The organism is Flavicella sp. IMCC45668 (assembly GCF_057219105.1).
Window position 1 is genome coordinate 2,078,779 of sequence record NZ_CM170114.1, and the last position, 16,013, is coordinate 2,094,791.

Genomic DNA, 16,013 nt, shown 5'->3' on the forward strand with positions numbered 1-16,013 from the left:
TATCAATTGCGAGCAATTGAAAATGTTTTAAGGAATTAGTATTTATCTGTTACACAACCTTCAGAAGCAGAAGCAACTGATTTTGCGTACTTAAATAAAATTCCTTTATTATGTTTTAAAGCTGGTGTTTGCCAGTTTTCTTTACGTTTTGCAATCTCCTCTTCAGAAACTTTCAACGTTATAGAATTGTCTTCTGCACTAATTAAGATCTTGTCTCCTGTCTCAACCAATCCAATCAATCCTCCTTGTTGTGCTTCTGGCGTTATGTGCCCAACAACAAAACCATGCGTACCACCAGAGAATCTTCCATCAGTAATCAAAGCAACTGACTTTCCTAAACCAGCTCCCATAATTAAAGAAGTCGGCTTTAACATTTCCGGCATACCAGGTCCTCCTTTAGGTCCTACATAACGGATAACGACGACGTCTCCTCTTTCTACTTCTCCATTTGAAATCCCAGTGTTTGCAGCTTGTTCACCATCATAAACAACAGCTTTACCTTCAAATACCAATCCTTCATTTCCAGAAATTTTAGCCACGGCTCCTTCTTCAGCAAGGTTTCCGTATAAAATCTGTAAATTCCCTGAAGACTTCAATGCTTTATCCGTTGGGAATACTACATCTTGATCTTCAAATTCCATAGCTTCAACATCCGCTAAATTTTCAGCTAATGTTTTTCCTGTAATTGTCATACAGTCACCATGTAAAAATCCTTTTTCCAATAAATATTTCATAATTGCCGGAGTTCCTCCAACACCATGAACATCTTCCATTAAATATTTTCCAGAAGGTTTTAAATCTGCAATTAACGGAGTTCTATCTGAAACTCTCTGAAAATCTTCTAACGTAAATTCAATATCCGCCGCATATGCAATTGCTAAATAGTGTAATACTGCATTTGTAGATCCACCCAATGCATTTACAATTGCAATTGCATTTTCGATAGATTTTTTAGTTACAATATCCTTTGGTTTCAAATCTAATTCCAACAAATTTTTCATTGCTTGAGCCGTACGCTCAGCCTCAGATAATTTATTTGGATTTTCTGCAGGAATTGAAGAGTTATAAGGCAATGCCATTCCCATACATTCTATAGAAGAAGCCATTGTGTTTGCAGTATACATACCTCCACAAGCTCCTGCACCAGGAATAGATGCTTTGATAATCTCTCTGTATTCTTTTTCATCAATTTCACCTGCAACTTTTTGACCTAACGCCTCAAAAGCAGATACGATGTTTAATTTTTTTCCTTTGTAATTCCCAGAACGAATGGTACCACCATATACCATGATAGATGGACGATTCAAACGTAACATTGCAATAATTGCTCCTGGCATATTTTTATCACAACCAACAACACCAATAAGACCGTCATAACTCTGAGCGTTTACAACTGTCTCCATAGAATCAGCAATGATATCTCTAGATGCTAATGAATAATTCATCCCAGAAGTTCCCATTGAAATTCCATCACTCACACCGATAGTATTAAAAACCAATCCGACCTGCTCATTTTTATTTGCTTCCTTTTTGATTTCTGCAGCCAACGTATTCAAATGCATGTTACATGGATTTCCATCATAACCAGTACTTGCAATACCGATTTGAGGTTTTTTCATGTCTTCATCTGTTAAACCTACCGCATATAACATCGCTTGAGAAGCTGGTTGAGACTCATCTTGTGTTAATCTACTACTGTGTTTATTTAATGCCATTTTATAATTTTTTATATCCTCCCAAAAGGAATATGTTTCAATCCAAATTTGATTTCCTAAGCAAATATAATACTGCCTAATTATTTTTTTGTTTTTTTATATAATACACTACGTTATTCAAGCCATCATTTAAAACTCTTAAAAACTGTATAACAACAAGTTACATTCAAAAATCTACAACGATAAACCTAAAAAAAAGGAGAATATTCAAGGAATATTCACTTTTCAATAACGATTTGCAAATATCTATATTAGAAACATAAGTTCATAATTCAAAAGCTAAAAATTCACACAACAGAATTATATTTATTCTAGGCACAAATAAAAAAGGGCAATCCCTTTGGATTACCCTTTTACAGTAATACATACGAACATTATCAAAAAGAATACCCCGTACTCAGATTAAAAACCCTATTCGTATATTTAATATCATCATCTAATTCCAAAACATTTGACAAACCAACACCATATCTCAGTCCAAAAGCCAAACCAAAATCAAATTTATAACCAACACCAATATTCAAACCAAAATCAACTGATTTTGTTTGCTCCATTATATTCATAGAATTATTTTCCTCATTACCATCAATTTCACCCTTAACTTCATAATTTGCTGAAGTTAAAAAACTTAATTGCGGTCCAAATTCAAATGACAAATCATTTGTTACGTAATACCTTCCAGCTAACGAAACGTCAATATAAGATAGCCTTATATCCCCATCTAAATCACCTTCTACATCACTTGGAAAACTATACACACTCCTATTACCTTTTGTTGAATATAACAACTCAGTTTGAATCGATAATTCTTCCAGAAATGAAAACTCAGCAAAGCCTCCAAGAGAATAACCAGACAAAGATTTGTATTTTATTCCCTCTCCATCCGTTACATTATTTTCAAACCCCGACATACTTGATAAATTATACCCTATTTTAACCCCATGTCTAACAAGCTTTTGAGCATTTACACTAAACGTTGCTAACAAAACAACCGCACTAATCATAATCTTTTTTTTCATATTTATTTTTTTTGGGGGCAATACTACAAATCACATGCCAAAAAAATAATATTTTGCAAAAAACGATCAATCAAAAGTGATAGAATCTAAAGTCAACCCTGAAGCTGGAGCTAATTCCTTTAATGTTTCAGAGGAAGGATTTTCAAGAGTGTCTCTGATAAAATCTAAATCCACAAGCCCTTTTCCTAGCTGAAACAAAACCCCCATCATCAATCTAATTTGATAACGCATAAAACCTGCACCTTCCACTTTTAGCATGTATGTTTTTTTGGGAAAAAAATTTGCAACAAGCTCTGTATTCTCAACAATCTCACAAGAGGCTATTTCCCGATCAAAAACGGTATGCTCAGAAGGTTTGTAAGCATATCGCTGAAAATTATGTTTTCCCTCAAAAATCTTTGCACCAACTTGCATCAAAGCCACATCCAACTCCTCAATCACTCCCAACATAAATGGTGCACAAAAAGGATGAATTTTTTCACCGCAAGAAAATAGGTAAGTATATTTTTTCAGTTTTGAATTTTGTATGATATTAAACGAAGCCAATACCTCAACAATTTCAAGAATTTTAATATCATTTGGAAGACTTTTATTCAGCTTTTCCTTTAACAAAACCGTATCAATTTCTTCATAAACAAAAAGCTCAAATGCAGATTGACTTGCAGAGACCATCATATCGGTTCTACTAGCTCCTAAGACCTTGAAATTCGAATGCTTAAAAACAAACGACAACGTTCTTTCCACCATTTTTTGAACCGTTTTCACATTGGGTTGTACTTGCCAACCATGATAACGAAACCCTAAATACTGAAACTTTACTAAATAAAAATATTTTTGCTGTTGAGACATAAAATTTTATTCTCTAGAACGCATTTTTCTTTTTACAACCTCTTCAACTGGAATCCCTTCAATATTAGATTCTAACCAAGAAATAATATCTAAATACAAAAAGGCTCTTTTTTCGTAGGGGTGATCTTCAAATTCCTTTAATTCTTTATGTAATTTTTTGAAAGCATCTTTCAGTTCATTTGGATATAACGAAGTCAGATTCCTAAGGAATTTTATCATTTTTTTCTGAACCTCGTACAAATTATCCATCTTTAGTAAAAACTTATAGGTGGATTTGATGAGTTCATCAATATTCTGATCTTGTCCAGATTCATAATGGGCAACCAAATCTAAAACTCTGGTATAACATAATAAATCTTCACGCATTTTTAAATCCTTATTCTGAATAATCTTATTTAAATAAATAATACAATTATCATAATCGCCAGCTCCGAAGTACATACAGCCAATTTTATAATAAAACAGCATAACATGATGCGCATCTATTTTTTTTCCAAAAGCTTTAATCTGACTTAAAACTTCTGGTACAAACTGAGTTCCTTTATTAAATTCTCCTTCTAAATAATAAAGATTTATTTTATGTTGAAACAAATATAAATTTGCCAACAACAAGGTATTCTCATTAACAAAAAACCTTCTATACTCAATAGAATCCTCCAAAGAAATTAAGGTTTCATTAAATTTATAAGTCTGCTGTAAATAAAACAACGACTCCAAAGAATAATTTACCGCTTTCAAATAAAATACTGGATGTAATTGCTTCATATCCGGATATTCATCAAAAAGGGCTACTAACTTTTGTGAGTATCTATAACAAGACAGAAAATCTTGAATTATAAAGGCGTACCATAATTTGGCCTGAAACAAAAACATTTTTCCGGTAAAGCCCTGTTCTGAAAAAACAAAATTGGGTAAACGAGCTTCATAATAATCATTAACTATCTTAAAATCATTATCGTTTCTTACATAACCATACTTTAAAAACCAGCTATACAACTGCAGAGATAAGTTAGATAATTTTGACACTACTACATTTTTTGCGCTGATATTTTTCGCCTCTACAGATAAAATATCGGCGCGATCACTCATAGACCTTGTGATATACTGCGACTCGATAACTTTCTCTAATTCCACTAACTCGTATGCCAAGGTATATTCTTCTTTACTAATAGCAACATTTTTAGTTTTATCTAAAATCTTTAGACTCTGCTTGTACAATCCTTTATTGTATAAAATTGTTGCAAAATCCAATTGCTCTCTAATTTGAGTTCTCGCATTCTGATGAATCGGACTCAAACGTAAACTAATTAAAATTTGCTTGTACAAATGCGCTTTAGAATTAGAGATTTGTTGCTTTTTGATATTTGTTTTTTTTAATATCAACTGCTCATCATAAACTTCCATTTTATCCATAACACTAAAAAGTGCCATAAAATTAGCCTCGGCATTACCTCCTAACCTTCCTGCGTACAGTTTAAATTGTCGTTTTTCCGATTTTGACAAGGATTTTATCAATAAAAAAAGAGAATCTTTTTGATCCTGAGGCATAATGAAGAATTTATTGTTTCACGAACTAGAAAAACAAACTTACTACATTTTTTACATTTTTCTTAAAATCTCATCCAATTAGAAATCCTCTTATCAAATTCTATCAAAACACCCAGTAATAATGTAAACAAACTAAAAACCATTCCAATTTATTTTACATTAAGAAATTCAACAACAAACAAAACAACTCTATTTAATGGCTTTTTGATTTATGTATATTTCAATTAGCCATTGTAAAAAGAAAACACCTTAATAGCTGATTTTCAGTTTTTTAAATGATATCCTGAAACATTTGAATACAGTAATCATTGTATATTTGATAATAAAAAAGCTAATATTTACGCTATTTTTGAAGTATAGTTAAAACACAAATACAAGGAAAGATGAGTGATAATCATGTTCAAATTTTTGACACAACCCTAAGAGATGGTGAGCAAGTACCTGGATGTAAACTAAATACTTCGCAGAAATTAGTTATTGCAGAGCAATTAGATTTATTAGGTGTTGATATCATTGAAGCTGGTTTCCCTGTTTCGAGTCCTGGTGATTTTAAATCAGTTGAAGAAATTTCTAAAATTGTAAAAAACGCAACAGTTTGTGGACTTACTAGAGCTCATGAAAATGACATTAAGGTTGCTGCTGAAGCACTTAAGCTAGCAAAGAGACCAAGAATTCATACCGGAATCGGTACTTCTGAGTCTCACATCAAATATAAATTCAATACAACTCCTGAAAAAATTATTGAAAGAGCTCAAGCAGCTGTAAAATATGCAAAAGGTTTTGTTGAAGACATTGAATTTTATGCAGAAGATGCGGGTAGAACGGACAACGAGTATTTAGCACGTGTATGTGAAGCTGTAATCAAATCTGGAGCTACAGTTTTAAACATTCCTGACACAACAGGTTACTGTTTACCTGAAGAATACGGAGCAAAAATAAAATACCTTAAAGAGAATGTAAAAGGTATTGAAAATGTAATATTATCATGCCATTGTCATAATGATTTAGGATTAGCAACTGCCAATTCTATTGCAGGTATCGTTAATGGTGCTAGACAGATTGAATGTACTATTAATGGTATTGGAGAAAGAGCTGGTAATACTGCTTTGGAAGAAGTTGTTATGATCATGAAACAACATCCTTATTTAGAATTAGATACGAATGTAAACACTCAAATGCTTTTTGGTATCAGTCAGTTGGTTCAAGAAAGCATGGGAATGGTAGTACAACCTAACAAAGCTGTTGTTGGTGATAATGCCTTTGCTCATAGTTCTGGGATCCATCAAGATGGTGTTATCAAAAACAGAGAAACATATGAAATTATGGATCCAGCAGATGTTGGAGTAACAGAATCTTCAATTGTTTTAACTGCAAGAAGTGGTAGAGCTGCTTTAGCATACAGATTAAAAAACAACGGATACGAGTTGACTAAACTTCAATTAGATGCAACTTACCCTGAGTTCTTGAAATTCGCAGACACAAAGAAAGAAATCAACGATGAAGATTTGCATATCCTAATGGAAAAATGTCAAATCAAAGCATAATTTGATTAAAACGATATAAAAAGCCTTACTAATTTAGTAAGGCTTTTTTTTGTTCAAAACTCAACCATAGGTTTAGTAAACTCCTCATTACAAGCAATAAATTTGGTCACATCCCAAAAAAAACGTAATATAATGAAGTAATTAATCGTTACACCCTACATATTTTTTGAAACCTATAATACTAAAACCATATTGCTATGAAATTACGTATTGCGTTGATGAATGTACATGGACTTATTCGAGGTGAACATCTAGAGATTGGTAGAGATGCTGATAATGGAGGTCAAACTCGATATGTTTATGACCTAGCCATGCATTTATCAAAACACCCCAAAGTAAAATCTGTTCATATTTTCACCAGACTTATTGATGACCCGGAAGTATCAAAATGTTATTCTAAATCTAAAGAAACGATAAATTCAAAATTAGAAATACACAGAATACCGTTTGCCGGTAAAAAATACCAACCCAAAGAATATTTATGGGATTATTTAGATGATTTTGTCTCAGGCACTATAGCCCACATGAAAAAATTTGAAATCCTACCAGATTGGATTCATAGTCATTATGGCGATGCTGGTTATGCAGCGGTTGAATTATCGAAAATATTAAACATCCCTTTTTGTCATACAGGCCACTCCCTAGGCTTGCATAAAAAAATAAAACTTTTAGAAAAAGGATACTCCGAAGAAGAACTTGAGAAAAAATTTAATTTCAATAAAAGGATTCAAGCTGAAGAATCTGTTTTAGAAAATTCGGAATTCATTATCACTTCCACGCACCAAGAAATCCATTCTTATGAAGATTATACTAAACATCAACAAGCAAAATTTCAAATAATACCACCGGGAATAAATATTGAAAAATTTGAACCTTATTATTGTCATAAAAATGAAAATGAAAACAGCAAACGACATCATTGGGTTGGAGAAAAAATAGAAAAGTTTTTATCAAATCCCCATAAACCAGTAATTGTTGCAATTTCTAGACCCGACCGTCATAAAAATTTACGAACACTAATAGAAGTCTATGGAAAAAATAAAGAATTACAAAGTCTCGCAAACCTGGTGATATTCGCAGGAATTAGACAAGATATTAATGACATGCCTGAAAAGGAAAAATCTGTTTTAACCGAGATTCTTTTGCTCATGGACAAATATGATCTTTATGGAAAACTAGCCATTCCAAAAAAACACGATGTTGAAAACGAAATCGCCACGATCTACTCATATTGCGCAGAAAAAAAAGGAGTATTTGCTAGTTTAACCCTTTATGAAAATTTTGGACTTACCATTATCGAGGCGGCTAGCTCTGGTTTACCTGTTGTAGCGACCAAGTTTGGTGGACCCTCTGAGATCATTCCCAACTGTAACAACGGAATTCTTGTAAATCCATTAAACGCTGATGAAATAAGTACTGCATTGATAAAAACTCTAACAAATAATGACCTTTGGAGAAACCATTCTGAAAGTGGTATTTCTAATGTCAGAAAGATATATAACTGGGAAAGTCATGTTGAAACATACCTGAAAAGAATTTGTGAAAATCTAAAAGCATCGTCTAGCAAAAATTACGATGCATCCGGAATTCCCGTTCAACTGAGACTTAAAGAAAACATTGAAAAACTAATTGTTTGCGACATTGATGGTACTTTACTACACCCTGAAACTAACAATCCAGGATTAGAAAAACTGTTACTACAATTAACACAAAGACCTAAAAATGTTGCCTTTGCTCTTGCTTCAGGAAGAAGTCTACCCAAAATAATGGAATTTTTAAAAGAATTTGATGTCCCTACACCAGATATTGTTATTTCTTCAGTGGGTACAGAAATTTACTACCCAAACCAAGATAGTTTTCACTTAGACAAAAAATGGCATAAGTTTATAGGAGGACGATGGAAACGAAACGACATCTACAAAGCTTTAAGTGGAATCAAATGGCTTAAATTACAAGCAGATTTAGGGTCGCAAAACATTTATAAAATTTCTTATGATTACAAAAAAGAAGATTTCAATCTTGACGAAATAAAAGAGGCTTTAGGAAATATTTATCACCTTGTAAACATCATAGCATCACAAGATCAATTTTTAGACATTATCCCTAGAAGAGCATCCAAAGGAAATTCTGTAAAATACATATGCCGGAAATGGAACATCTCTAAGAAATCAACATATACGGCAGGAGATTCAGGGAATGATAGCGATATGTTTATGCCCTTAGTTAAATCGATTATTGTAAAAAACCACACCAAAGAACTTATCCCACTATTACATTTACAAAACAATTATGTTTCTGAGGGAATAGCTGCTGAAGGTGTTTTAGAAGGATTAAAACATTATAAAGTTCTATAATTATGTATTCAGGAGGAGGATTTAGTAAATGGGAAATTGGTGATATTGATGTATTTATCCACAATGGAAAATACCATCTCTTTCATCTAATAATTCCTAACCATGACTATATTGCCCATGCCACATCTGAGGACGGTATCAACTGGAAAAGAAATAAAAACGCACTTTTTGTAGGCCACCCTGGAGAATGGGATGACGACATGCTTTGGACTATGCATGTCTCACAAGAGCAAGATTATTTTGTAATGTACTATACGGGACTTAAAAGAGAGGACCAAGGTGATATTCAAAAAATAGGAAAAGCAAAATCTAAAGACTTGATTCACTGGGAGAAAGACACCTCCTTTGAACCTATAGGATCTGAAGCTCCTTTTTATGAATGCTCTGAAACGAATAACCCAAGACAATGGCTTAGTTTTAGAGATCCTTTTCTCTTTAAAGATAATAACCAAACACATTTGCTCATTTGCGCTAGAGGGCCAGAAGGGTTTGTATCAAGAAGGGGCTGCGTTGGACTTGCCACACTTGAAGATCAAACCTTCAAACTAAAAAAGCAACTATTTTCCCCAATGGTGTATGATGATGTAGAGTGCCCTTGTGCCTTCAAGATAGACGGAAGGTATTATTTAATTGGCTCTATTAGAGAAGATTTAAAAATCCGATATTGGTTTTCTGATAAATTTACAGGAACATATGCTTCTTACAATAGCAATGTACTTTTGCCTAAAGGAAATTACGCTGGTAGAGTTGTAAAAGACGGAAAACACCTTTTAGTCTATAGCTTTTATTTTTCCGGAAAAAGCGTAAACACCTACCGAATAATCACCCCTCCTAAAGAAATTGTGGCAGATAAAAAAGGGCGACTGAAACTAAAATCTTTTTATCGTTGGGAAGAAAAAGTAACAAAAACAATCCCTCAAACAGGTTTTAATAAAACTGAAACACTATTAAATAATCCAACCAGTGTTATTATTGAAACCCTAGAAGAAAGAATTGTAAGTACCAAAAGTGGTTATGAATTATTCGGATGTAAAAACCCTTTTAAAAACTTTATTTGGGAAGGAGAACTCCAACTCTACAACCTAGGAAAATGCGGTCTGGTATTTAACTCAGACTCTAACGGAAATGGATACTATATCTCTTTTGATTACTTAAATGGTTTTGTCCAAATTAGACAATGGGGTCACAACGATCAGGATATTGCGAACAATTTTATTTTTAAAAACTTACAAATAAATCAATTTGAACACAGCGAAAACAAAAAAATTAAGTTCTCATTGATTGCCTATGGTACTTATATTGAATTATCAATTAATGGAACTGTAAGACTCACCTTAGTAGATTCCTTATTTCAAGGTGGCTATATCGGCATTTATTGTTCTTCGGGAAAAGCAGGATTAACAAACAGCTATTTAAAAAAATTAGCCGAACCAGAAACAGAATACGGCATCAAACAAGAATAAAAAACGTCTTCAGCCTTACCTACCAAGTAAGGCTTTTTTATTGTAAGAAAACTTGTGAAACAACGACTTGAATGCTAAGTTTTACTTTAGTACTTTTGAAGTCTACTTTAGACTACAAAGATGTTACTACAACAAGCACATAATCTAATTATTTTTCGCACAAAAATTTATGCGTGTCTTTGTTGTTGCTGGTTCTAAATTAACTTGCATTTAAATTATTAAATTAACATTTAACATCAGTAATCATGACAAAAGATCTGATTATCAAAAATATTGATTCTTTAAAGAATCACACCGCTATAAATTACGGTATCAAAACAAAAACAGAAGCATTTACAGAAAAATTATTCTATACTCTTTTTGATACAAACGCTGACTTACATAAAAGCATCGATGAACTTGAATCTCTGTTCAAACAAATTTCTGTGGTCGCTTGCAAAAAACCGGAAGATCTATGCGATTCCATTTGGGATAAATTTTTAGCAAGCTTACCGAATGTTTTAGAAAAATTAAATCAAGATGCAAATTTCATTTTAGAAAACGATCCTGCATCCAATGATCTACAAGAAGTATACCTTGCTTATCCAGGGTTTTATGCTATTGCAATCTACAGACTAAGTCATGAGTTATACCTCTTAAAAATGCCTCTTTTCTCTCGACTAATGAGTGAATACGCTCATAGAATAACTGGAACAGATATTCATGCTGGAGCAGAAATTGATTCCCCATTTTTTATTGATCATGCAACAGGTATTGTTATTGGAGAAACTGCTCATATTCATAAATATGTAAAGGTATATCAAGGTGTTACGTTGGGCGCATTGAGTGTTAGTAAAGACATGAAGAATGCCAAAAGACATCCTACTGTAGAAGAACATGTATGCATCTATGCAAATGCAACAATTCTTGGTGGTGAAACTATAATCGGTAAAAACAGTATCGTGGGTGGTAACTCTTGGGTTACGCGCTCAACACCGGAAAACTCAATCGTTTTAAATACTACAACTACCGAGGTAAAAATAAAAGAAAAAGAAGATCGTTAATTCCTTAATACCATTCTATGAAGCCTAAAAAACTTGTTGATTTAATTGGAAATACTCCTTTAGTAATAAGTCAAAATTTAGTAAAAAACAAAAACGTTCAACTTCTTTTAAAATTAGAAGGAAATAATCCTGGTGGGAGCGTAAAGGACAGAGCAGCATATAATATGATTGCATCTGCCTTGGAGAAAGGAGTGATTAAAAAAAATGATATTTTAATTGAGGCTACAAGTGGTAACACGGGGATTGCTCTAGCGATGATTGCTCAAATTTTAGGCATCAAAATCGAATTAGTTCTACCTGAAAACTCAACCAAAGAGAGAACTCAAACCATGCGAGCTTATGGCGCAAAAGTTGTGCTTACACCGGCTTCTGAAGGAATTATTGGATCAAGAGATTATGCAGATAAAAAGGTTGCTGAAGGAGGTTATATAATGTTGAATCAATTTGCGAACAAAGACAATTGGAGAGCACATTATAAAACTACCGGTCCTGAAATATGGAGAGATACCCAAGGAAGCGTTACCCATTTTGTTTCTGCTATGGGAACCACCGGTACCATTATGGGAACCTCAAGGTATTTAAAAGAACAAAATCAAGATATTCAAATCATTGGTGCTCATCCAAGTGATGGCTCAAAAATTCCAGGAATTAGAAAATGGCCCGAAGAATATTTGCCTAAAATATATGACGCCAAAAGAGTAGATCGCGTTCTTGAGGTTAGCGAAACAGAAGCTCGAGCCATGACCAAACGTTTGGCTAATGAAGAAGGTATCTTTGCAGGTATGAGTAGCGGAGGATCTGTTGCAACCGCTGTTAAAATCGCAAATGAACTTGAATCTGGCGTAATAGTCGCCATTATTTGTGATCGTGGAGATCGTTATTTATCCTCTGATTTATTCGAATCATAACAAAAAACATAAAGGAAACAGCTTACATCTGTTTCCTTTTTTATTTTGGTTCTAGTACCAAATAGTTTTTTGATTTTCGAATTTCAGTTTCATTTAATAACATTGGAACAAATTCTCCATTCAAATATTTTTGAGATTGATTTTTGTAAAACTCACTAAATGGATTACCAGACTGACCGGTAGGAATGATGGCCTTACTATTTTCTATATTTGAAAAATCAATTACCCTACGTGTGGATGGACCTGATTTTACTTTATACAAACCGGAAGCATTGATTTGATATTGTAAATTATTCAAAACTTCATTTGCACCATGAGTTGCGAAGGGACCTATATTTAAAAAAGGCCTAAACACAGCTACAGCCCCTAACGGGTGTTCATGTTCAACTGTATGTACGCTCCCCCATTTCCAAGTTTCAATATCTTTTCCTAATTGATTTTCCAAATCTGAAATAGCTCTATTAAAGGTCATTGTTAAAATTTCTTTTCTAGTCTCCATCCTTTGAGCTGTACCAACTTTATCCCACCATATTGAATTAGAATTTTCTATTAGGAAGTTGATCGTTCTTTTTTGAACATGCGTATTTAAAAACTGTTCAAATAGCTCTCCTCCCATTTCATCTTTAAGAGTCTCTTCTAAATATACATAAACCAATTTCATGTAAATTGTTGCAGGGATAGATTCAATTGTAAAATCAGCATCCCAACTTTCTAACAACTGACATGCTCTAACTACATTTTCAGAACCTGAACGTAATAATTCTTTCAGAGGAAACAAGGAAATAAATTCTTTTGCCGTACTCGAGGTCACATCTAAAGTCATCTTCATCATTTCCTCTTGAGTAATATTTGTTTTATCAGTTAACAACTCAACAATCCTTCTTCCTCTATCTTCCGGAAGGTAATAACCATGATAACCTTTTTGTTCCTGTATACCATTTTGTTCTACAACTGCAAAAGACTGATTATTTGCAGAATACACAAAATTAGCACTCGGATTTAATGATTGGGGGTTCTTAGAAAAATCTACCGGTAACAATTCATCATCCTCTCCTTCGGCTCCGCTTAAAACAAATTTTGGATTAACACCATTCGTATGCTCCATTAGTTTTGCTGCAGCCCACCAAGCTATATTTCCTTTAGCATCTCCATACATCATATTCAAACCGGGCGCATGTATTAGACGAACTGCATTTTGAAATTCTAATACAGACTTAGAATGTGACATTTGGTAGGAAGCTTCTAATAATTTATTTTCATGTTTTGTATAGATCCAATCCATAGAAACCGGAAAATCACTATCAATCTGTTCTATCAAATCATTGACAATCGGACCATGTATTGTATTCCTTAATTTAAACGTTACAGGATCACCTCCTTTTACCTCAATACTCTTTTCAGAAACCTGATATGGTATCTCCATACCTTTATACAAATACCTATTTTCTTGTTTCACAGATGGTGTCTCAACATAAAAATCTATATCATCATTTTCAAACATAGTAATACCATATGCATAATCTCTGTTATGTGCTAGCAACGCAAAGGGTGTTAAACCAAGATGAAAACCATAACTTTCAAAATCAGGAGTTTTCAAATGGGCTTGATACCAAACAGCTGGTTGTGAAAAACCAATATGAGGATCATTTGAGAAAATTACTTTTCCCTCTTTTGTTTTTTCAGGACCTACTACCCACGAATTTGACCCTACAAATGTAGGTACAGGTAAATTCTTTATCAGAGATGAAATTACAGCCGTGTAGTCCTCTTGCCCCTGCGAAACTGGAGTTCCTAAAATACTGGTTCTAGAAGAATCTATTTCAATAGGTAAATCTCTCAAATATGCATCTCCCAATTTTGATTTTAATGCAGTCAACAAAGGGTCCGTTTTATGAGCCATGGCAAAACTAAATGCCATATACCCAAAAACATTATAAACATCATTCAACTGATACAATTCCTTTTCCAATCCTAACACATGAAATTCAAAAGGCGTTCTTCCATTTTTTATATATTCATTTATCCCAGCTAAATAAGCTTTTGTCAGTAAATAACTAGAAGTCGTGGTATCTAACGTCTGGATGGTTTCTTTAGCAGCTTCTTCTATACCTAAACTCTTAAAAAAACGATCTACCTCAATGGTTTTATCACCAAATAGTTCCGACAATCGTCCAGCTGCTACACGCCTTAGAACTTCCATTTGCCATAACCTATCCTGTGCATGGACATACCCCAAAGCTGTATAAGCATCTTTCTCCGAAAGAGCCTCTATATGAGGAACACCAACATTATCATAATAGACATTTACATTAGCTTCTATCCCTTGTAATTCGAGATTTCCTTTATATTGAGGTTGTTGATAAACTGAATAAGAATAAACAAAAACAATTAAAAGCAGTATCAACCCCACTAAACTCCAAAGGATTCTTTTTAAAATAAGCATATTGTATGTTTTAATAAATTAATCTAGAATGTTTAAATTATATTTTACCAACAATCCTAAAACACCTTCTTTAGAAAAAGTGGCATTTTTAATTTTATTTCTTTCCGGGTCAATATGATAATGATAGGACGAATAGAAATCTGCCTTTTCTAAATTCGTATTTGCAAAAATCGATTTTTTACAATCACAATTATCAAATATAGCCTTCGTAAGATCAGCTTGTGTAAAATCAACTTCCTCTAAGTTACAATTTCTAAAAATAGTTTCTTTTATTTCTAGTTGATAAAATACGGAATAGCTTAGCTGACTTTTGATAAAGGAAAAATTCAATAAAAAAGTATTACAGTGACTATAATCCACTCCAACTATCTTACAATCTTCAAATAAAACCTCTTTAAAAGCCGTATTAATAACCTCAACATTACTAAGATTGCAATTAATAAATTGACAATCTATAAACTCAATATTCGAAATTTGAGAACCTGAAAAGTCACAATTCATAAATACGCAGGAATCGTACTCCATTTTCGGCAAACGCTTCTTTGTATAATCAATATTTTCAAATTTTTTATCGAGTTCCATTAAATCTAATATTTCAATTCCAATGCTTGTTTTACATGTGCAAGATGATGGTTTGAATGCCAAGCGTATGACCCAATGACATCCTCTAACTTAAATTTTGTACCATGTTCTGGATGCATATACTCTCTTTTTAAATCCTCTTTTTTCAATCCTTTCATCACTTGTACTAGTTTTGCATGCAAGCCTTTTAATAACAACAGTGAAACCTCAAGATTATCCTCGAAAGAATCTGGTAATTCAGCAAAACGATCTTCATAATAAGGGCGAATAGCTGGCACGTCCTCTGTTAATGCAAGTTTAATTCTTATCAAGCAATTCATATGACTATCCACGCAATGATGAACCACCTGTTTTAGAGTCCATCCCTCTGGTCTATATTTATAATTTAGTTCTTCTCTTATTAAGTTTGCAACCACTTTCTGCATTCTTTCTGGAAATAATTCTATCTCCAAAATCCAATCTTCAATCTGTTTAGCTGATATAGACTCAGGTTTTTCAAACTCTCCTATCGGAAATCTCAACCTATATAATTCTTGTTCTTTCAT

Annotated in this window: 12 protein-coding genes; 5 read left to right on the plus strand and 7 right to left on the minus strand. The window is 33.2% G+C overall.

The features are described from left to right. Window positions 1–35 precede the first annotated feature (35 nt). The 4 genes from ilvD to AC2DZ0_RS08605 form a co-directional block, all read right to left on the minus strand. A complete protein-coding gene (ilvD, locus tag AC2DZ0_RS08590) occupies window positions 36–1,715 on the minus strand; it encodes a dihydroxy-acid dehydratase (protein ID WP_484641280.1) in 1,680 nt (559 codons plus the stop codon). 377 nt (window positions 1,716–2,092) lie between these two features. Further along, window positions 2,093–2,734, minus strand: coding sequence for a porin family protein (locus tag AC2DZ0_RS08595; protein WP_484641281.1), 642 nt, complete (start codon window positions 2,732–2,734; stop codon window positions 2,093–2,095). A gap of 66 nt (window positions 2,735–2,800) precedes the next feature. After that, entirely contained in the window at window positions 2,801–3,583 is a 783-nt protein-coding gene (locus AC2DZ0_RS08600; protein WP_484641283.1) for a tRNA pseudouridine synthase A, read from the minus strand. A gap of 6 nt (window positions 3,584–3,589) precedes the next feature. Further along, the gene (locus AC2DZ0_RS08605; protein ID WP_484641284.1) at window positions 3,590–5,131 is read right to left on the minus strand and encodes a hypothetical protein; all 1,542 of its coding nucleotides are present in this window, start codon (window positions 5,129–5,131) and stop codon (window positions 3,590–3,592) included. Window positions 5,132–5,514: 383 nt separating this feature from the next. On the opposite strand from AC2DZ0_RS08605, the gene AC2DZ0_RS08610 reads away from it, so the two are divergent. The 5 genes from AC2DZ0_RS08610 to cysM all read left to right on the plus strand — a co-directional run bounded on the left by AC2DZ0_RS08610 (window position 5,515) and on the right by cysM (window position 12,443). Further along, window positions 5,515–6,675: a 2-isopropylmalate synthase gene (locus tag AC2DZ0_RS08610; protein ID WP_484641285.1), complete on the plus strand. Its 1,161-nt coding sequence runs from the start codon at window positions 5,515–5,517 to the stop codon at window positions 6,673–6,675. 197 nt (window positions 6,676–6,872) lie between these two features. Continuing rightward, window positions 6,873–9,029, plus strand: a complete 2,157-nt coding sequence (locus tag AC2DZ0_RS08615; RefSeq protein WP_484641287.1) for an HAD-IIB family hydrolase — start codon at window positions 6,873–6,875, stop codon at window positions 9,027–9,029. Between the two features lie 2 nt (window positions 9,030–9,031). Further along, window positions 9,032–10,492 carry a family 43 glycosylhydrolase gene (locus AC2DZ0_RS08620; protein ID WP_484641288.1) on the plus strand — a complete coding sequence of 487 codons (1,461 nt, stop codon included), beginning with the start codon at window positions 9,032–9,034 and terminating at the stop codon, window positions 10,490–10,492. Between the two features lie 245 nt (window positions 10,493–10,737). Beyond that, window positions 10,738–11,535 (plus strand): serine O-acetyltransferase EpsC, encoded by a 798-nt coding sequence (epsC, locus tag AC2DZ0_RS08625; RefSeq protein WP_484641290.1) that lies wholly within the window; start codon window positions 10,738–10,740, stop codon window positions 11,533–11,535. Window positions 11,536–11,552: 17 nt separating this feature from the next. Further along, complete coding sequence (gene cysM, locus AC2DZ0_RS08630) at window positions 11,553–12,443, plus strand: cysteine synthase CysM (RefSeq protein WP_484641292.1); 891 nt, start codon at window positions 11,553–11,555, stop codon at window positions 12,441–12,443. 40 nt (window positions 12,444–12,483) lie between these two features. Here cysM and AC2DZ0_RS08635 read toward each other — a convergent pair whose 3' ends face one another. The 3 genes from AC2DZ0_RS08635 to AC2DZ0_RS08645 are packed head-to-tail and all read right to left on the minus strand — an operon-like array spanning window position 12,484 to window position 16,013. After that, window positions 12,484–14,886 (minus strand): penicillin acylase family protein, encoded by a 2,403-nt coding sequence (locus tag AC2DZ0_RS08635; RefSeq protein WP_484641294.1) that lies wholly within the window; start codon window positions 14,884–14,886, stop codon window positions 12,484–12,486. A gap of 18 nt (window positions 14,887–14,904) precedes the next feature. Next, on the minus strand, window positions 14,905–15,468 hold the full coding sequence (locus AC2DZ0_RS08640; RefSeq protein WP_484641296.1) for a pentapeptide repeat-containing protein: 564 nt from the start codon (window positions 15,466–15,468) through the stop codon (window positions 14,905–14,907). A gap of 5 nt (window positions 15,469–15,473) precedes the next feature. Beyond that, the gene (locus AC2DZ0_RS08645; RefSeq protein ID WP_484641298.1) at window positions 15,474–16,013 is read right to left on the minus strand and encodes a YfiT family bacillithiol transferase; all 540 of its coding nucleotides are present in this window, start codon (window positions 16,011–16,013) and stop codon (window positions 15,474–15,476) included.

Bases quoted from the DNA above. Each gene is read 5' to 3' on its own strand.
- epsC (WP_484641290.1), top strand. From the start codon at position 10,738: ATGACAAAAGATCTGATTATCAAAAATATTGATTCTTTAAAGAATCAC.
- AC2DZ0_RS08595 (WP_484641281.1), bottom strand. From the start codon at position 2,734: ATGAAAAAAAAGATTATGATTAGTGCGGTTGTTTTGTTAGCAACGTTT.
- AC2DZ0_RS08635 (WP_484641294.1), bottom strand. From the start codon at position 14,886: ATGCTTATTTTAAAAAGAATCCTTTGGAGTTTAGTGGGGTTGATACTG.
- cysM (WP_484641292.1), top strand. From the start codon at position 11,553: ATGAAGCCTAAAAAACTTGTTGATTTAATTGGAAATACTCCTTTAGTA.
- AC2DZ0_RS08620 (WP_484641288.1), top strand. From the start codon at position 9,032: ATGTATTCAGGAGGAGGATTTAGTAAATGGGAAATTGGTGATATTGAT.
- AC2DZ0_RS08610 (WP_484641285.1), top strand. From the start codon at position 5,515: ATGAGTGATAATCATGTTCAAATTTTTGACACAACCCTAAGAGATGGT.
- AC2DZ0_RS08640 (WP_484641296.1), bottom strand. From the start codon at position 15,468: ATGGAACTCGATAAAAAATTTGAAAATATTGATTATACAAAGAAGCGT.
- AC2DZ0_RS08645 (WP_484641298.1), bottom strand. From the start codon at position 16,013: ATGAAAGAACAAGAATTATATAGGTTGAGATTTCCGATAGGAGAGTTT.
- ilvD (WP_484641280.1), bottom strand. From the start codon at position 1,715: ATGGCATTAAATAAACACAGTAGTAGATTAACACAAGATGAGTCTCAA.
- AC2DZ0_RS08605 (WP_484641284.1), bottom strand. From the start codon at position 5,131: ATGCCTCAGGATCAAAAAGATTCTCTTTTTTTATTGATAAAATCCTTG.
- AC2DZ0_RS08600 (WP_484641283.1), bottom strand. From the start codon at position 3,583: ATGTCTCAACAGCAAAAATATTTTTATTTAGTAAAGTTTCAGTATTTA.
- AC2DZ0_RS08615 (WP_484641287.1), top strand. From the start codon at position 6,873: ATGAAATTACGTATTGCGTTGATGAATGTACATGGACTTATTCGAGGT.